We start from the raw sequence: 17,199 nt of genomic DNA, 5'->3' as shown, positions 1-17,199 counted from the left end.
CCCTCTACTGTTTGAGCCAGGCGAGCATTTCGGCGGGTTTCTGGTAGCCCAGGCTGCGGCGGACTTCGCGGCCTTCGCCGTTCAGCAGGACGACGGTGGGGAAGCTCCGGATCTCGAGAGTTCTTGCCAGATCGGGGCGGTCCTTGTCGGCATCGATCTTCACGGGCACGGCATGGTCCTTGATCCAGGCGGCGATCTGCGGATCGGGCCAGGTCTTCTCGTCCAGTTCCTTGCACTGGGCGCACCACACGGCGTAGGTGTCCAGGAGCACCAGCTTCTTTTCGGCCTTGGCCCGGGCCACGGCCTTCTCATAGTCGGAGCCCCACGGGTCCGGGGCCTTCTCCGTGGAAACCGCGCCGCCGGCGGGCAGGAGCTTGACCTCCAGGCCCGTCTCCACGGCGCGCAGCCCGAGGAGGACGGCCAGCGCCACCATCGCCACGGCGAAGCCCTTGCGAAGCTGGCCCGTGAGGCCCTCGGCGGCCTCGAAGGCGCCGAAGACGGCCGCGCCGGCCAGGGCGGTGACGAACCACATGCCGTAGTTGGCCCACTCGGGCACCACCAGCCTCACGTTCCAGGCCGCGAAGCCCAGCACCACGAGGCCCATGACGTACTTGAAGCGCGTGAGCCAGTCGCCGCTGCGGGGCAGCCCGGCCGAGAACGTGCCCACCACCAGGAACAGCACGCCCATGCCCAGGGCGAAGGTGAACAGCTGGATGCCGCCGCGCACGGCGTCGCCCTGCTGGGCGATGCCCACCAGCACGGTGCCGATGATGGGCCCCACGCACGGGGCCGCCAGGGGTCCCAGCACCAGACCCATGAGGAAGGCGCCCAGGTAGCCCTTGCGGGGCCCGTTGCCCTGGAGCCGGCTCTGCAGGCCCTGGGGCAGCGCGATCTCGAAGGCCCCGAAAAGGGACAGGGAGAAGACGGCGAAGAGCACCGACACGGGGATCAGGAAGGCCGGCTTCTGGGCGAAGGCCCCGAAGGTGGCGCCGCTGCGGGCGGCCACGACGCCCAGCACCGTGTAGGTCACGGCCATGCCCAGCACGAGGACCAGGGAGAGGGAGAAGCCCTTGAGCTTGCCGCCGCCCTTGGCGCCGATGATGGCCATGGTGATGGGGATCATGGGGTAGACGCAGGGGGTGAGGCTGGCGCCCATGCCCGCCAGGAAGACCACCACCAGGGCCAGCAGGAAGCCCCGCCGGGGGGCGGGTGCCTGGGGCGCCGGCGCGGCCTCGGGAAGAGGAGCCGCGGCGGCGGCGGGCGGATCCTGGGGAGCCGCGGGGGCCGTGGCGGTGGCCGCGGCCTTCTCGGGGCCGGCGGTCTTGGCGGGCTCCGCCGCCTTTCCCGCCGGGATCTCCGAGGCCTGGACCTTGATCGTCCGGGTCGTGGGCGGGAAGCAGTTGCCGCCCGCGCCTTCCGTGCAGGCCTGGTACTGCACGTCCAGGGCCACCTCGCCCTTGAGGCCGTTGCCGGTGACGGGGATGAGGATGGTGCCGTGGTAGACGTCCTCGTTGAGTTCGTCCCGGGCGTCGGCCTTGGGCAGGGGGCCCGCCTTGATGGCGCCGGGCTTCGAGGCCAGCATGACCTCGGTGAAGGACTTCTTGATGTGGGCGCCCTTGGGGGTGGTGATGACCACCGCTCCCTTCTGGAAGGACACCTGGACTTCCGGGTCGCTGTCAAAAGCGGATGCCGAAAGGGCCAGTGCCGCGGCCAGGGCAAGGAACTTCAGGATGCGGGGAAAGGGCATGGGGGCCTCTGAGTCAGGAAAGGGGCTTGAGCGTGAGGGGGTCGCGCAGGGGCAGGCGCGTCAGGGGCAAGGGCGCGACGTCCTTCAGGGCGCCGGGGTGGTCCTTCCCGTCGCCGGCTTCGGCCTCGCCGGCCTTGCCCACCACGAGGATCACCAGCTGGGCGGGGTCCAGGTACTTCCTCGCGGCGCGCTGCACGTCCTCGGCGGTGACGGCCTGGATCTTCTCCCGGTAGCCGGCCCACCCGTTTTCGGGCCAGCCCGTGAGCTGCTCCTGCGCGAACAGGTTCACGACGTTGGCCTTCTTGCCCCACTGGGAGGGGAAGGCCTGCACGATGCTGTCCTTGATGACGGCCAGTTCCTCGGGCGGGACGGGCTGGGCCTTGATCCGCTCCAGCTCCGCCAGGGCCAGGCGCAGGACGTAGGCTACCGACCGGTTCTTGGTCTGCACCGAGCCGGACCAGTTCCCCTTCCAGTGGGCGCCGTCGCTGAAGCCCGTGCCGATGCCGTAGGTGAGGCCCTCGTCGCTGCGGATCTTCTTCATGAGCCGGGAGGTGAAGCCGCTTCCGCCCAGGATCTGGTTCATCACCTGGGCCGCGTGCCAGTCGGGATCCGTGCGGCGGAGCCCCGGCAGGGCGAAGCGCACTAGGCTCTGGGGCACGTCCTTGTCCACCACGTAGATGCCCGGCCTTCGCCGGAAGGACGGGGCGGGAACCCTTGGGCTGACCTGTGCGGCGGCGCCGGGCTTCAGGGCGCCCAGGGTGCGGTTCAGGAGGTCCAGCATGGCCTCCTTCTTGAACCTGCCCGACACCGAGACCACCAGGTTCTCCGGGTGCAGGAGCCGCGCGTGGAAGGCCGCCAGGTCCTCGCGGGTGATCGCCTTGAGGCTGGCCCCGGTCATCTGGGCGGAACTGAAGTGGTCCTCGCCGTTGAGCAGGCGCGGCAGTTCGACCTTGGCGATCCCGTCGGTCTTGTCGTTGCGGGCCTGGAGGCCCTGCAGGAGGTTCTCCTTGGCCTGGTCCAGGCGGTCCTGGGCGAAGGCGGGGCGGGTCAGCACCTGCATGAACAGGTCCAGGCCCTCCTTCAGGTCCTTCTCCATGAACTCCATGGCCACGGCGCCGGAGGTATCCCCGATGTTGGAATCGATGTCCCCGGCCAGGAACTCCAGCCGCTCGTCCAGGGCCGCCGCGGGGGTCATCGCGGTGCCGCCGGCGCGCATCTGCATGCCGGTGAGGGAGGCGAGGCCCTCCTTGCCCCTGGGTTCCAGGAAGGAGCCGCCCCGGATGAACACCCGAAGCCGCACGAAGGGCACGCCGGCGGGGTCCGCGGCCACATAGACGGGGATCCCGTTCTTGAGCTTCGCCTTGAAATCCGCCGCGCGGGGAACCTCGAAGGCCAGGGGCTTGAACGTGAGCTGCTCCGGCCTCGGGGGCGGGGCCTGGGCCAGAAGGGCACCTGACACCAGCAGGGCCAGGATCGTTGCGCGGGCCATCACTTTGCCTCCTTGCGGCGGATCACCATCGTGTTGCGGGACTCGGGGCCGAAGTAGGCCTTTGCCACGCGCTGGACGTCCTCGCGGGTCACCGCGTTCAGGCGCGCGGGCTCTTCCAGGAAGTCCCTGTAGCTGCCGGCCCCTTCGGCCTCGGCCAGCTGGTCCCGGAGGTCCGCGTTGTTCTCCATGCGGGCGTAGGTGGAAGCCTGCACCTGGTTCTTCACCTTCTGCAGCTCCTGGCCGGTGACGCCCTCCTTCTGGATGCGCTCCACCTCCTGAAGGAGGAGGCCTTCCACCTCCTCGGGCGTGTGCCCGGGGGCGGGAACGCCCCCGAGATAGAAGATGCCGCCGAACTTCATGCCGCGGTTGCCGGCGCCGGCGTTGACGGCCACCCGCTTGCGGACCACGAGCTCCAGGTTGAGGCGCCCCGACTGGCCGTTGAGGATGGAGCTGAGCACATCCAGGGCCGCCGCGTCCTTGTGGACGGAAGGGACGGTCTTGTGGGTGACCTGGACCATGGGCATGGCGTTGGCCGTGGCCACCAGGCGCTGCTCGGCGCCCTGGGGCGGCTCGAGGGTCGTGACCCTGGGGGCCAGGGTGGTCCGGGAGGGGATGCCGCCGAAGTACGTCTGGAGGGTGGCGAAGGCCTCCTCGGTCTTGAAGTCGCCCACGATGATCGCGGTGATGTTGTTGGGAGCGTAGTAGGTGGAGAAGAAGTTGTCCGCCTGGTCCCGGGTGACGGTGGTGATGTCGCTGGGCCAGCCGATGACGGGCCAGCTGTAGGGGTGGGCCTGCCAGATCAGGGCGTTGAAGGTCTCCTGCACCTTCCCCGTGGGCGTGGCCTCCACCCGGAGGCGCCGCTCCTCGAGCACCACGTCCCGCTCGCTGTAGAACTCGCGGAAGACCGCGTTCTTCAGGCGGTCCGCCTCCAGCCAGGCCCAGAGCTCCAGCTTGTTGGCGGGCACGTCGATGTGGTAGAAGGTGCGGTCCGAGGTCGTGTTGGCGTTGAGCCCGGTGGCCCCGGCCTGCTTGTAGACCTTGTCCAGCTCGTCCTTGACGATGAGGCCGCGCTGCTCCTGCACCAGCTTGTCAAGCTCGGCCAGGAGCTGCTGATGGCGGGGGCTGCGCGCCCCGGGATCGTTGATGTCGGCGATCTCCCCACGTCGCGCCTTCTCCCGGAGGGTGTCGAGCTCCTTGCGGATCTCGCCCACGGTCCGGTCCTGCAGGGCGTTCAGCTCGGCGTCGCGCTTCGCGTCCCGGGTGCCGATGACCTTGGTGCCCTTGAACATCATGTGCTCGAAAAGGTGCGCGATGCCCGTGATGCCGGGGCGCTCGTCGGCGCTGCCCACCCGGGCCACCCAGCCGCAGGAGATGGTGGGCTCGTCGTGGCGCTCGACCATGAGGACCCGCATTCCGTTGGGGAGGGTGCGCTCGGTTACGGGGATGTCCTGGGCCGAAAGGGGCGCCAGGGTGCATAAAGCGGCCGCGGCAACCCGGCCTGGGGTGCGGAACATGAATCCTCCTGGGAATGGCTACGGGAGCGGTGACGTGGTGGGAGACCTCAGCGGATCGAGGAAAGGAGGGAGCGTAATTTTGGGGATTTCCCCATGCTTCATCTTTTTCGGTGCCTCGCAAGATGACAATGTATCGTTCAGTGAAAAATTCGACGCGATTTAAGACTGGAGGTAGGGAGCCATTAGTTCCTTTAGCTAGAGACTTTGCGCGACGCTTCGCATCAGGTTCCTGACAGGGAAGCGGTACCGGTTTTCCAGTATCGGGGATCAGCCCGGCCTGGTGACGGTCCAGTTTCGAAATTTGCAGGTAGTCCGGACGGTCCTGCGGGGAATTTCGGTCCTTGACATCGCGCGGGGCCAATCTTGTGGTTGAATCGGTTCCATGCGCCCCAATCCCCAGCGACCGCGCCGCGTCCTCATCATCGAGGACGAGGAGGCCCTTGGGACGCTGCTGAAGACCAACCTGGAGTCCGAGGGCTTCAATACGGCGCTGGAGGCCGACGGCGAGGGCGGTCTCGCCGCCCACATCCGGGAGGCGGCGGACCTCATCGTCCTGGACCTGTCCCTGCCGGGCATGGACGGCTTCGAGGTGCTGCGCACCCTGCGCCGGCGCCAGGACAAGGTGCCCGTGCTCATCCTCACCGCCCGCTCCGGAAGCGAGGACCGGATCCAGGGGCTTTCCTACGGCGCCGACGACTACCTGGCCAAGCCCTTCGCCATGCTGGAACTCACGGCCCGCATCCGGGCCATCCTGCGCCGGGCCGCGCCGGAGGACGAGGGGCGGCGCATCGCCCGCAGCGGGCCCTACAAGATCGACTACCTGCACCTGTGCGTGCACCGGGGCCGCACGGACACGCTGCTGAGCCTGCGGGAATTCCGGCTGCTGGAGGTGCTGCTGGCCCACCCCGGGCGGGTCCACGGGCGCCAGGACCTGGTGAACCTGGCCTGGGAGGCCGACGCCCATCCCACGTTGCGCACGGTGGACAAGCACATCAACGCCCTGCGGAAGAAGCTGGGGGACTCGGACGAGAACCCGGCAATCCAGACGCTGGAACGGGAGGGCTACCGCTGGACACTGCCGGTGAAATGGTGAAGTCCGTTCGTCACGAGGAAACGACTTCTTTGTGACGAGAGGCCTGGTTTAATAGCGCAAGGCTAATAATTAGATATCTTAGCGCGCATTTGGATAACCTTGTTATGGAGCATTCTTTTCTCTTGATTTCTTCTTGCTGGAGGTATATCGAGCCCTGACCATGGTAACCAACCAAGGGAAAACCAACCCAACTCGATCCCCAGGAGGAATCCCATGATCAGACCCGGACATTCGTCGGGGCCAGGAAGGCTCTGCGCCCTCATCGTCGCCTCGTCCACCCTGCTGTTCAGCCAGAGCGCCGCCGTGGGCAACCTCACGGGCCAGGTCACCGGTCCGGGCGGAAAACCCATGGCGGGCGCCCTGGTGCAGGTGGACACCGGGCGCGGCGTGCGGGAGTTCCGCACCGCCGCCGACGGCCGCTTCATGGCGCCCCAGCTGATGCCCGGAACGGTGAAGATCCATGTCACCGCCAAGGGCATGACCTCTTTCCGCACCCAGGTCAACATCGTCTCCAACCAGAACGTGACCGTCAACGTGCCCCTGGCGCTGGTGGCGGAGGCCTTCGTGGAGGTGGTCGCCATCCAGGCGCCGGAGGTCGGGGTGGACCCCAACGTGGCCGTGACCGGCCGGAACTTCGATTCGGCAGCCATCGCCAACCTGCCCAACATCGGCTCCAACCCATACAACGCTGCACTCAAGACCCTCCCCGGAACGCCATCCGGGGGATACAATTTCCACGGAGCCGAGGACGGCGGCAACAACTACACCATCAACGGCGTCGAGTCGCGGTCCGCCAGCGGCGGCATCCAGCTGCTTCCCCTGAACCCCGATCTCATCGAGCAGTTCAACGTCCTCTCCGCAGGCGTATCCGCGAAGTACGGCCGCTTCGTGGGCGGGGTGGTGAATACCGTCACCAAGAGTGGCAGCAACACCTTTGAAGGGTCCGTGCGCCACGATTTCACGAGCGATTCCTGGAATGCGCTGCCACGCCAGTCGGCCTACACCACCAGCAAGAGAGTGCCCAGGCATGTCACGGATGTGCAGTCCTACACCTTCCTGGGTCCCATCATCAAGGACACCCTGTTCTTCGCGGTGGGCTACAAGACCACCACGCCGAGCGTCACCACCGTGCAGACCGGTTCCGTGGGCAGCGGCCTGTTCGCGCCCTACACCTTCACCACCACCAGTGGCGACGAACTCAAGGACATCCGCCTGGACTGGCAGGTGAACGCCGATAACCGGGTGTCGGGATCCTGGAGCCGCTACCTCTCCACCCGTTCAGGCTCCTCCAGCGGCCGGGGCATCTCCACCATTGCGGCCGGCAACGGCCCCCTGCGCTCGGAGAAATCCTACAAATCGCTGAGCTGGACCAGCACCCTGGCCAGCAACCTCCTGCTGGACGTCATCGTCAGCGAGACGCTCAAGAAGGACGGTGGCCCCGGAACCGGCTCCCAGGGCGGCGCCGGCGTCGTGACCTGGATGGACACCAAGGGCGCGGGCAACAACGACCTCTACGACAACGGCGTCAACGCCGGAAACCTGAACCAGGAGAAGATCCGCACCCTGGGCGTCAACCTTGCCTGGAGCAATGCCGGCCACTCCGTGGAAGGCGGCCTGCAGTACTACCACAGCCGCATCGATTCCATGGGGAGCTATGCCGGCTCCGATGGTGGCTACGCCGCCATGTCCCCTTCCCACGCCATCATCCGGTTCTACGGCTGGGAGGTGGCCGCGCCGCCCTCCATGGACCGGGTCTACCGCAACCTCGAGGTCAACGACTCCAACCGAACCAAACTGGTGATGTTCGATCCCCTCCAGGGTGGGGCCGACACGCGGATCATCGGCCTGTTCGCCAACGACGTGTGGACCCTGGACAACCACTGGACCATCAATGTCGGTGTGCGCTACGACCGGAACCAGGTTGACCTCGATCCCGAAGGGGACCGTTTCACCGCCACGTCCGTGACGCCCCGGCTTTCGGCCTCCTATGACCTCCAGGGCAATACGCGCCACGTCTTCACCCTGAGCCTGGCGGAATACGCGGGCCAGTACAACGTCAGCACCTTCTCGGCCACCAGCGTCTCCAATACGGTCCCCGTCCGCCAGTACAAGTACTACGGCGCCGGCAACGGCGGCGACGCCCTGAACGCCAACGGCTCCGTGAACTGGTCCGTATGGGGCAAGTCCGCCACGGAGCTCGGGGAAGGCAACCCCTACCAGGCCACCGCCAACCCCCTCGCCAGCCGCAAGGTGACAGCCGACCCCAACATCAAGCCGCCCCGGTCCCGGGAGGCGACCCTGTCCTACCGCTACACCGATCCCCGCCAGTCCCTGTCGGCCACCTTCATTCATAAGATCCAGGACAACTACGTGGGCCTGAAGTACCTGGGCGCACCCGGCACCGCCGCCGCCGCGGCTCCGCAACAGTACTTCACGGACTCGGGCATGGAAGCCCGCTACGAGGGCCTGGAAGTCCAGTACAAGCGCCAGATCACGCCTGAGTTCAATGTCGGCGGCAACTTCAGCTGGTCCTACACCCGGGCCAACGCGGGCCAGGGTGTGGGGAACAGTTCCCGCAACCAGTTCGGCAACTTCATCCCCAACGATCTGGTGGACCCCTTCGGTCCCCAGCCCGGCCAGTGGTCCTCCTCCTCCACCCCGCTCACGATGCACCTGGACGCCACCTACACCCACTCCTTCGGCAAGGCCGGCAAGCTGGAAGTGTCCATGCTGGGCAACTACTGGGGAAGGAGTTTCCGGGGCTACCGGACCTTTAACGGCCCCACCTCCGCCGCCGTACAGAGCTACGGATACCCCTCCAGCGTCACCCGGTACTACGCGGACTCCCCCACCTGGTGGCCGGAACAGTTCGGGTTTGACCTGCACGTGGGCTACGAAATCGAGCTCTACAAGAAGATCACCTTCTTCACCGCCCTGGACGTGCTGAACGTCTTCAACCACATGCAGCCCATGTTCGTGAACTACAGCACGGCGCTCACGGACGGCACCCAGGTCTTCAAGCCCTACGATCCGACCATTGCCACCGTCTACCCGGATTGGTACACCAATCCGAACCTCAGACCCGTGCCCTACAACGCGCCGAACCCCACCAACAACCCCTCCATCCTTGCGGATGGCCAAACCGGCGACTACACCGCCCCCCGCAAGATCCAGGTGCGCGTCGGGTTCCGCTTCTAGCCATCCATTCGTCCCACGGCCTGCCCGGAAATCCCGGGCGGGCCAACCTGAAAGTGAGTTCCTTCATGCTCCTCCGTCTCTCCGCAGCAGCCCTCCTGCCCGCCATGCTCATCGCCCAGGCCCCCGGCGAAGACACCCGGGCCCTGGTCGCCAAGTACGCCGCCATCGTCAAGAACTACCCCAGCCAGCTCAAGGAAGCCAAGGCCGGCAAGATCCACCTGTCCCTGGAGGGAACGCCCGAGGGCATCTCCGTGATGATCGCCCACGAGACCCGCCCCGGCGTCCGCCAGCTCCTGCTCCAGGCCCGCTACTTCATGCTCCGGTCCCTGGCGGCCGAGGCCGGAAAGCTGCCCGAGGCCCTGGCCAACTTCAGTTCCACCGTGAGCCAGAGTTCCATGCTGGAACTGGCCGGGCAGATCACGCCCGATTCCCCCGCCCTGGACCTGGTGGCGGAGGTGGATCCCCAGTTCCTGGGCTGGATCGCCTGGCACGCCAGCGGCGGGGGCTTCGCCAAGCAGACCGAGGCCGCCGCCGCGGCCAAGGCCTTCGCCTTCTATGACCAGGTCTTCGAGAAGCACCCCACCCGCGCGGTCAGGCTCATGGCCCTGGAGGGCGCCATCGAACTGCACTCCCGGCCCCGGATGATCCCGGAGGTGCGCAGCGGCCTGGCCCGCCTCCAGGCCTTCGAGCCCGGCTCGCCCGCCATCGCCAAATGGAACGCGTGGATCGCCAAGGCGGAGGTGGAGGACAAGGTCGCGCCCAAGGCCGGCAATCCCATGCCCGCCTTCAAGGTCGCCGAGCTGGGCAAGCCCGGGACCGTGCTGACTCCCGCCAGCTTCAAGGGCAAGTACTGGATCCTGGATTTCTGGGCCACCTGGTGCGGCCCCTGCAAGGGCGAACTGCCCTTCGTGCACAAGGCCTACGCCAAGTACCATCCCGCCGGCCTCGAGATCCTCAGCGTCTCCAGCGACAAGAAGGCCGGTGACATCGCGGCGTTCCGCAAGAACGCCGCGACCCCCATGCCCTGGCACCACGCCTTCCCCGAAGGCAAGGAGCGGGAGGCCCTCATGAACCTCTTCCAGGTGCGGGGCATCCCCCACGTGATCCTGGTGGGCCCCGACGGGAAGATCATCACCGTCAACGAGGGCCTGCGGGGCGAAGAGCTGGACAAGACCCTAGGCAAGCTTCTCAAGACGAAGTAGGGTTCCTTCCATGCCCCTCGTCCCGATCGCCAGGCCACGACCTGGCACCCGGCGCCTTCGCGCGGCCCTGCGGATCCTCCCGGGGCCGCGCGCGGCCGTGTGGCCCCTGGTGGTGGCCTGGGCCGCCATCTGCGCCATGCTGGCCTTCCTCCCGGGATGGTGGCTCACCGACTGGAAGGACCTGACCCTCAACCAGTGGTTCGCCGCCACGCACACCCAGGCCGCCAGGCTCACCCAGGAATGGGAGCACTGGACCCTGCGGTTTCCCGATTTCACCACCGGGACCGAACCCGCGCTCAGGACCTGGCTGGCCCGGGAGGCCCTGGTCACGGCCGTGGTGGATTCGGATTCAGGACGGGTCTGGCTCCGGGACGGCGACCGCCTGCGCGCGCCGGTGAACCCCGAGGAATCCCGGGAGCCGGCGGACTGGGCCCGCAGGGCCCTGGAACTGGCCCCCATCGAGCCCTACTCCAGCCCCGCCGCCAGCCGCAGGGCCCGCTCCGTCGACCTCGGCGCGTGGTGGCTGGTGGGGACCCTGGACCCCCAGAGCAGGAAACGCTGCTCCATCGTCGCCTTCTATGGCAAATGGTGCCTCATCAAGATCTGGGTTCCCGGCAGCCCCGAGGTGGAGCGGTGGCTCCAGGGCACCCTCAAGCCCGGCGCGCCCTACCGGTTCGGGGTGGTGTCGGGGTTCCAGAACGCCGCCGACCTGGAGAGGCCCCGCAGCATTTCCAGCTTCCGGCGGCACTGCCCGGGCGATTCCCCGGAACGGCTGCAGTATGCGTGCCCGGACACGGCCCCCTTCCGGGTGGACAAGGAACTGAGCCATTCCTTCGGAGGGATGTGGCACGTGGTGCTCCAGATGTCCCCGGAGGCCTACCGAACCTTCTGGAAGGCCTACACCCTTCGCCGGCTCATGGCCTGGACCTCGTACGCCCTCGTCGTCGCCGCCAGCGGCCTCGCGGTGGCCCTCGTGCTCTTCGCCCGCAGCCGGGAGCGCCTCCTCGCCGACCGCCTCGCGTCCCTGACCCACAGCCTCAAGACCCCCCTGGCCGTGCTCAAGCTCCGCTGCGACACCGCCCTCAACCTCGACCTGCCCCGGGAGACCCAGGAGGCCCGCCTCCTGGAGATCCGCGGCGAGGTGGACCACCTGGTGCGCACCATCGAGGGCGGGCTGGAGGAGATGCGCTCCCGCTACTCGGGGCGGGTCCAGGACCGGGTGGACGCGGCCTTCTTCGAACAGCTGGACGAGGACCTGACCCCCGCCTTCGAAGAGCGGAGCCGCCCGCTGGAGGTCTACGGAGGCGAGGTCACCCTGCGGTGCAGCGCCAGCGTCCTTCGGGCCGCGCTGGACACCCTGGTGGAGAACGCCCTGGTGCATGGCCGCGGCCGCGTGGTGGTGAAGGCCTCCCGGCTGGAGGGCAGGGTCCGGGTGGAGGTTTCGGACGAAGGCGACGGGATGGATCCGGCCATCCTGGAGGGCCTGCGCAGACGGGCTCCGGCCGGTCCGGCTCCCCGGACGGGAGAGGGCATGGGCCTGCTGGTCCTGGCCCAGGTGGCGAGGCAGGAGGGGTGGGGACTGGCCTTCGGCAGGGAGGAAGCGGGTTTCACGGCCCGGCTGGAGCTTCCCGACTGACGCCCGGGCCCGGGCGTATGGATGGAAAGCCGTTCGCCTGGGGAGATCCGCGTGGCCCGCGTCACCGCAGGATCGGTTGCAGGGGCGCCGGCGCGGGCGCAGAGGCCAGATGCGCCCAGACGACCTCGCTCATCCACAGGTCGGCGCGAAAGCGCTCCAACAGGGCCATCTTGGCCCTCCGGCGCAACATCAGCAGGTCCGGGTGTTCCAGGTTCGGGGCCCTGCGCTCGAGTTCCACCAGTTGCATGGCGCGGGCGTTCTGGTGGTCCACGAGGGGTTGCCAGGCAACCTGAAGGTCTGGCGCGGCCGCGTTCGCGGCGCGAAGGGTCTCCTGGCTGGCTCGGGTTGCCCTGACCTGGGCGGCGAAAACCCTGGCCTGATCTGGGGTAAGCGCCTGTTCGCTCAGGCTCGGGCCCGGATCGAACGCCTCGTCCGTCCTGGCGGCGCTCAGTTTCGTGGCAGTCGTGAAGTAGCGCCGGTTCTGGCCCACGACCTCCTTCACCTTCCGGACGGTTTCGGGGTCAGGCTGGGTCGCGGCGGTACCTGGCGCTGTCCGTTCGGGTTCGGCCAGGCCACTGGCCACCAGCCCCTCGCGCATGCCGTTCCAGATTCCCAGGCAGGTCCGCCGCAGGGACGCATAGGAGCCGTCGGCGATGATGCCCAGCAGGGTCCGGGCATCCTCTCCCCGCCCGAGCGGAACCGACAGGGTCGAAGGAAGGGGAGTCCTGGGCCCGTTGGCCCGGTACAGATCCAGCAGATCCCGCTCCAACTCCTTGATTGCATTCACGTTCTGTCTGCTGATCGCGCGCTGGCGAGACCGGGCGTCCGCGACCGTTGCCGGCATGCCCTGGAGGACGATCATCCGGCCCTCCATCGAGACCTCTGTCGCCAGGCCGGGGTGGGGGGGCGCAGGCGTCTGGCCCAGCAGCGCCAGAACCAGAAGCGAAGACGGCACCATGGTCACTCCTCACGCATCAGTTCAGGCCGTACCTGGAGGACCTCCGCCGCGGGTGGGGGTAGTTGCAGGAGCATGCCGGAACTCCGATGGCCCATGGTGGCACCCGGTCAACGCATCGTTGACCAAGCCTTTGACCTGGCCAATCGCTCAGACGTTGAAGCGGAAATTGATCACGTCGCCGTCGTGCACCACGTACTCCTTGCCCTCGCTGCGGAGCTTGCCGGCCTCGCGGCACTTGGCTTCGCTCTTCAGGCGGACCAGGTCGTCCCAGCGGGTCACTTCCGCGCGGATGAAGCCGCGCTCGATGTCGGAGTGGATCTTGCCGGCGGCCTTGGGGGCCGTGAGGCCGCGGTGGATGGGCCAGGCGCGGCACTCGTCCTCGCCGGCGGTGAGGAAGCTGATGAGGTCCAGGAGGGCGTAGGCCCCGCGGATGAACCGCGCGATGGCCGGTTCGGCCAGGCCCAGGGACGCCACGAACTCCTTCTGGTCCTCGGGCGACATCTGGGCGATGTCCATCTCGATCAGGCCGGCCAGGACCACCAGGCCCAGGCCCGCCTCGCGGGTGTGGCGCTCCAGGTCCCCGGGGGCGGGAGCGGCGGCCTCCTCCTCGGAGACGTTCAGGACGAGGAGCAGGGGCTTCTGGGTCAGGAAGCGGTACCCCGCCAGCGTCGCCCAGGCTTCGGCGGTGATGCCTTCCACCTTGCGCAGGGGAACGCCGGCCTCCAGGGCGGCCTTGAGGGTGCCCAGGAGATCGCCCTCGCCGGTCTTCGCCTTCTCCTTGGCGAGCCGCTCCAGGCGCTTCTCGATGAGGATGAGGTCGGCCAGGTTCATCTCGTCCTCGAGGCCCTTGGCCTCCGCGAGGGGATCGGGAGCCTCGCCCGCGGCGCCCGTGAAGCCGCGGACCACCTGGCACAGGGCGTCCACCTCGCGCATGGCCCGCAGCGTCGCCTCGTCCAGGCTCTGGCCGTGGCCGCCCGCGGAGGCCGCGGCCACATCGCAGAAGGTGATCTCGGCCAGGGTGGTCTTCTTGGGGTGGTAGAGGCCCGCCAGGGCCGCGACCCGGTCGTCGGGGACCTTCACGGTCCCCAGGTTGGTCTTGCCGCGGGCCGCGCTGAAGCCGGTCTCGGCGGAGAGTCCCGTGAGGGCGTTGAACACGGTGGTCTTGCCGCTGCCTGGGAATCCGACCAATCCAACCTTCATGGCATGCCTCGAAAAGGACTGAACGAGCGCTGCGGCGATGACGGACTTCCTGCCATCCCGATTCCTGGAACCTGATCCGATCAGCCGATTGTAACCCCTGATCGCCGGGATGGGGCCCCCGCCGTGCGCCCGAATGGAATGCCAAGCCGGTGGGCGGCTCCGCGGGCAGCTTCAGCTTCGCCCCCTGCGGCCTGACCGTGAGGATCGGCGCCCGGACGTTCGAAGATGTCCGCGGCACGGAAGCAGGGGAATCCGTGCGCGTCTTCCACCTGGTCCAGGTGCTGGCGGAGGCCCGGTGTGGAACACCTTGACATATGACCTTTGCAACTGTGCAGTTTGGCCTCGGGGCCGCGGGTGTGGCGCCCGGCAGCTTAATTTGTAATTATTGAAATAATTAAAGATTACATTAAATCGCAATGTGGCACGAATGATGAATAAGACAGTCCGAACTAGCTCTCCGGCCTCACCCCGGACAGGTCCATTGCCAGGTCCAAGCGGCCCAGGGCCTGGATTCCAATTTCCATTCCAACCCATCCAAGCGGAGGTCCCCCATGGGGAAGAACGTCATTGTCGACCTGAGCCACCCGTTCTACGGCGATATGCCCTTGTGGCCCTACTTCTCCAAGCCCGAGATCGCCCCGATGCACAGCCTGGCCAAGGGCGGCGTGCTCACCCAGACCCTGAAGATCACCATGCACACGGGCACCCACTGCGATGCCCCCCGCCACGTCATGGAGCGCATGTTCGACGGGCGCCGCGCGCTGTACACCCACGAGCTGCCGGTGGACGCCTACATGGGTGATGCGGTTTGCCTCGACGTGCGCACGGACTACTGGCAGCTGATCACCGCCAAGGACCTGGACGAGGCCGTGGCCCGGGCCGGCATGAAGCCGGACGAGCTCAAGGGCATGGTCGTCTGTCTGCGCACCGGGATGCACCTGAAATGGGACGACAGCAAGGAGTACTACCACTACGCCCTGGGCTGCGGCATCGAGGCGGGCGAGTGGTTCGTGCAGCACCAGGTCAAGTGCGTGGCCATGGACCAGCAGGCGCTGGACCACCCCCTGCACACGTCCATGGGCAACAACGGCACCCGCATGAAGCTGGAAGGCTACACCGGCAAGCCGATCACGGAGGAGTTCATCGAGCGCTACGGCATCGAGGCCTACGCCGAGTTCGACAAGGACGTCTACATCCACGTCCACGGCATCGAGAAGTACAACAGGAAGTTCGGCAAGCTGGAAGCCGTCGGCTGCTACGGCACCTGGGAGCCCTGCCACAAGCTGATGCTCGGCAACGGCATCGTCGGCGTGGAGAACCTCGGCGGCGACCTGGAGAAGGTCGTGGGCAAGCGCTTCCGCTTCATCGCCCTGCCCATCCGCTGGCACATGGGCGACGGGTCGATGGTCCGCGCCGTCGCGGAGATCGACGAGGACGACATCATCCCCCAGCCCCAGCGCATGTATCCCTACGGGGCCATGTAGCCTTCCACCCGCAACGGGATCACGGCCCCGCCGGAAACGTCCGGGGCCGCGCCCGCTTCACGGGAAGATCTCCTCCTTGGCGGCCCTGAGGATGGCGAGCACGGCCGGATGGACCAGCTTGCGCTCCGCCGAGACGGCGTAGGTGCGTTCCCTGACCCCGTCCAGACTGCCCAGGGACCGAACGCCGTAGGTCCGCGCCACCTCCCCGCTGATGGCCGCGGGCGCGGCGAAGAAACCCAGGCCTTCGGCGCCGAAGGTCTCCAGCAGGGCGGTGTCGTCGAACTCGCCCACGATCACCGGCACGACGCCGTTCCGCTCGAACCAGGCGTCCAGGGACCGGCGCAGCGCGTTGCCCGGCGAGGGGAGGAGGAGGGGCGCACCGTTCAGACCGCCCGGGAACGGGCCCGGGTGGCGTTCCGCCAGGGCCGGGGTGCCGAAGAGCTCCACGCCGGATTCGCCCAGGAGGTGGTTGTAGGCCTTCGCTCCGCTGCGGGGCGTGCAGGGCGCGTCGGAGAGGACGATGTCGATCTCGTGGGTCTGGAGGGCGTCCAGGAGCCTGGGCAGGGGCGCCTCGCGGCAGGCGAGCCGCAGGGGCTCCCCGAGCTCCAGGGCGGGGCGCAGGAGGCGGTGCACCATCAGCTTGGGGAGCACGTCCGAGATGCCGGCCACCAGCTGGAGGGCCCGGCCCGTGGGGTGCCCCTTGAGCTGGTGCTGGAATTCCCGTCCCAGGGAAAAGATCTCCTCCGCGTACCGGAATGCCGTCTGCCCGGCGGACGTGAGCCTCAGGCCCCGGCCGGATTTCTCGAAGAGCTTTTCCCCCAGGCTCGCTTCCAGCTGGCGGATCTGGGTGCTGAGCGCCGGCTGGGAGAGGTTCAGGGTCCTGGATGCGGAAGTGATGGACCCTTCCTTGGCGGCTGTCCAGAAATAGAGCAGATGATGGTAGTTGAGCCATTCCATGCCAGAAGGATACATCCATTAAATGGATGGGATGGATAATAACAATATATAAAACATATCTTCATTTGCTCCCATCCTGTAGGTGCACGCGTCGTGCGGGGAGTGATCCATGAAGATCCTGATGAAGGCCCTCGGTTTCAACGCTGGCGATGCCTTGCACCAGCACGCGGTCACGCGCCTGGGCACGGCCCTCGAGCACTGGGAGGACCGCCTTGAAGGCGCGGTGGTGCGCATCGCGGATGCCAACGGACCCCGGGGCGGGGTGGACAAGGTCTGTTCCATCCAGATCGCCCTTCCGCACCGGGCCTTTGTCGTGGTGACCGCCGCCGCCTCGGACTACTACGCCGCGGTGGACCTGGCGATCCACCGCGCCTGCCGGGCCACGGCCCGCGCCTTCGGGCGCCTGTCCCAGGCCAAGGGGAGGGGCGTTTCCTGGCCCCTGGCCGCCTACGAATGATGCCGGGGCGCAATGGCGCCGCCTCGCTAGAATGGCATATCCACCCCATTGCCAGGAGGCGCCATGCCCACCGAAACCCCGACCCTCTTCACCGCCGGCGCCATGGCCAAGGAACTGGGCGTCTCCGACGCCAAGGTCAAGAAGGCCATTCTTGAACTGGGCCTGGTTCCGGCGGCCAAGAAGGGCTGCTGCTCCTACTTCACCGCAGAAGACCGGAAGAAGCTCACGGCCGTCTTGAAATAGCTGCATCCGGCAATCAACTTG

The 17,199-nt window shown here is 67.5% G+C and carries 14 protein-coding genes; 8 read left to right on the top strand and 6 right to left on the bottom strand.

Features of this window, described 5'->3' with window-relative positions; genetic code table 11:
- Nucleotides 1-4 precede the first annotated feature (4 nt).
- Genes RAH40_RS09325 through RAH40_RS09315 form a run of 3 tightly spaced genes read right to left on the bottom strand, consistent with a single transcriptional unit; the run spans nt 5 to nt 4,750 of the window.
- The gene (locus RAH40_RS09325) at nt 5-1,747 is read right to left on the bottom strand and encodes a cytochrome c biogenesis protein CcdA (RefSeq protein WP_306601832.1); all 1,743 of its coding nucleotides are present in this window, start codon (nt 1,745-1,747) and stop codon (nt 5-7) included.
- 13 nt (nt 1,748-1,760) lie between these two features.
- A complete protein-coding gene (locus RAH40_RS09320) occupies nt 1,761-3,236 on the bottom strand; it encodes a pitrilysin family protein (protein WP_306601831.1) in 1,476 nt (491 codons plus the stop codon).
- The gene (locus RAH40_RS09315; protein WP_306601830.1) at nt 3,236-4,750 is read right to left on the bottom strand and encodes a pitrilysin family protein; all 1,515 of its coding nucleotides are present in this window, start codon (nt 4,748-4,750) and stop codon (nt 3,236-3,238) included. The genes RAH40_RS09320 and RAH40_RS09315 overlap by 1 nt, the downstream gene beginning before the upstream one ends.
- A gap of 382 nt (nt 4,751-5,132) precedes the next feature.
- On the opposite strand from RAH40_RS09315, the gene RAH40_RS09310 reads away from it, so the two are divergent.
- The 4 genes from RAH40_RS09310 (at nt 5,133) to RAH40_RS09295 (ending at nt 11,879) form a co-directional block, all read left to right on the top strand.
- On the top strand, nt 5,133-5,843 hold the full coding sequence (locus RAH40_RS09310; RefSeq protein ID WP_306601829.1) for a response regulator transcription factor: 711 nt from the start codon (nt 5,133-5,135) through the stop codon (nt 5,841-5,843).
- Nucleotides 5,844-6,056: 213 nt separating this feature from the next.
- A complete protein-coding gene (locus tag RAH40_RS09305; RefSeq protein WP_306601828.1) occupies nt 6,057-9,041 on the top strand; it encodes a TonB-dependent receptor in 2,985 nt (994 codons plus the stop codon).
- Between the two features lie 65 nt (nt 9,042-9,106).
- Nucleotides 9,107-10,243 (top strand): TlpA disulfide reductase family protein, encoded by a 1,137-nt coding sequence (locus tag RAH40_RS09300; protein WP_306601827.1) that lies wholly within the window; start codon nt 9,107-9,109, stop codon nt 10,241-10,243.
- A 10-nt stretch (nt 10,244-10,253) separates the two neighbouring features.
- Nucleotides 10,254-11,879, top strand: coding sequence for a sensor histidine kinase KdpD (locus RAH40_RS09295; protein ID WP_306601826.1), 1,626 nt, complete (start codon nt 10,254-10,256; stop codon nt 11,877-11,879).
- A 61-nt stretch (nt 11,880-11,940) separates the two neighbouring features.
- Here the strand turns inward: RAH40_RS09295 and RAH40_RS09290 are convergent, their stop codons facing one another.
- Entirely contained in the window at nt 11,941-12,837 is an 897-nt protein-coding gene (locus RAH40_RS09290) for a hypothetical protein (protein WP_306601825.1), read from the bottom strand.
- Between the two features lie 147 nt (nt 12,838-12,984).
- A complete protein-coding gene (locus tag RAH40_RS09285) occupies nt 12,985-14,025 on the bottom strand; it encodes a redox-regulated ATPase YchF (protein ID WP_306601824.1) in 1,041 nt (346 codons plus the stop codon).
- A gap of 161 nt (nt 14,026-14,186) precedes the next feature.
- On the opposite strand from RAH40_RS09285, the gene RAH40_RS09280 reads away from it, so the two are divergent.
- The gene (locus tag RAH40_RS09280; protein ID WP_306601823.1) at nt 14,187-14,348 is read left to right on the top strand and encodes a hypothetical protein; all 162 of its coding nucleotides are present in this window, start codon (nt 14,187-14,189) and stop codon (nt 14,346-14,348) included.
- A 240-nt stretch (nt 14,349-14,588) separates the two neighbouring features.
- Nucleotides 14,589-15,521 (top strand): cyclase family protein, encoded by a 933-nt coding sequence (locus tag RAH40_RS09275; protein WP_306601822.1) that lies wholly within the window; start codon nt 14,589-14,591, stop codon nt 15,519-15,521.
- A gap of 57 nt (nt 15,522-15,578) precedes the next feature.
- On the opposite strand, the gene RAH40_RS09270 is transcribed toward RAH40_RS09275, so the two are convergent.
- Nucleotides 15,579-16,478 (bottom strand): LysR family transcriptional regulator, encoded by a 900-nt coding sequence (locus RAH40_RS09270; protein WP_306601821.1) that lies wholly within the window; start codon nt 16,476-16,478, stop codon nt 15,579-15,581.
- Between the two features lie 109 nt (nt 16,479-16,587).
- Here RAH40_RS09270 and RAH40_RS09265 point away from each other — a divergent pair, with 109 nt between their 5' ends.
- Both RAH40_RS09265 and RAH40_RS09260 read left to right on the top strand, forming a co-directional pair.
- Nucleotides 16,588-16,935, top strand: a complete 348-nt coding sequence (locus RAH40_RS09265; RefSeq protein ID WP_306601820.1) for an HPF/RaiA family ribosome-associated protein — start codon at nt 16,588-16,590, stop codon at nt 16,933-16,935.
- A 63-nt stretch (nt 16,936-16,998) separates the two neighbouring features.
- Nucleotides 16,999-17,178, top strand: a complete 180-nt coding sequence (locus RAH40_RS09260; protein WP_306601819.1) for a hypothetical protein — start codon at nt 16,999-17,001, stop codon at nt 17,176-17,178.
- Nucleotides 17,179-17,199: the final 21 nt, after the last annotated feature.

Origin of the sequence: Geothrix sp. 21YS21S-2, assembly GCF_030846775.1 — a bacterium.
Classification (GTDB): Bacteria; Acidobacteriota; Holophagae; order Holophagales; family Holophagaceae; genus Mesoterricola.
This window is presented reverse-complemented; position numbering and strand designations above follow the sequence as displayed.

Excerpts from the sequence above, each read along its gene's own strand:
- RAH40_RS09325 (WP_306601832.1), bottom strand. The coding sequence starts at position 1,747 with ATGCCCTTTCCCCGCATCCTGAAGTTCCTTGCCCTGGCCGCGGCACTG.
- RAH40_RS09320 (WP_306601831.1), bottom strand. The coding sequence starts at position 3,236 with ATGGCCCGCGCAACGATCCTGGCCCTGCTGGTGTCAGGTGCCCTTCTG.
- RAH40_RS09315 (WP_306601830.1), bottom strand. The coding sequence starts at position 4,750 with ATGTTCCGCACCCCAGGCCGGGTTGCCGCGGCCGCTTTATGCACCCTG.
- RAH40_RS09310 (WP_306601829.1), top strand. The coding sequence starts at position 5,133 with ATGCGCCCCAATCCCCAGCGACCGCGCCGCGTCCTCATCATCGAGGAC.
- RAH40_RS09305 (WP_306601828.1), top strand. The coding sequence starts at position 6,057 with ATGATCAGACCCGGACATTCGTCGGGGCCAGGAAGGCTCTGCGCCCTC.
- RAH40_RS09300 (WP_306601827.1), top strand. The coding sequence starts at position 9,107 with ATGCTCCTCCGTCTCTCCGCAGCAGCCCTCCTGCCCGCCATGCTCATC.
- RAH40_RS09295 (WP_306601826.1), top strand. The coding sequence starts at position 10,254 with ATGCCCCTCGTCCCGATCGCCAGGCCACGACCTGGCACCCGGCGCCTT.
- RAH40_RS09290 (WP_306601825.1), bottom strand. The coding sequence starts at position 12,837 with ATGGTGCCGTCTTCGCTTCTGGTTCTGGCGCTGCTGGGCCAGACGCCT.
- RAH40_RS09275 (WP_306601822.1), top strand. The coding sequence starts at position 14,589 with ATGGGGAAGAACGTCATTGTCGACCTGAGCCACCCGTTCTACGGCGAT.
- RAH40_RS09270 (WP_306601821.1), bottom strand. The coding sequence starts at position 16,478 with ATGGAATGGCTCAACTACCATCATCTGCTCTATTTCTGGACAGCCGCC.
- RAH40_RS09265 (WP_306601820.1), top strand. The coding sequence starts at position 16,588 with ATGAAGATCCTGATGAAGGCCCTCGGTTTCAACGCTGGCGATGCCTTG.
- RAH40_RS09260 (WP_306601819.1), top strand. The coding sequence starts at position 16,999 with ATGCCCACCGAAACCCCGACCCTCTTCACCGCCGGCGCCATGGCCAAG.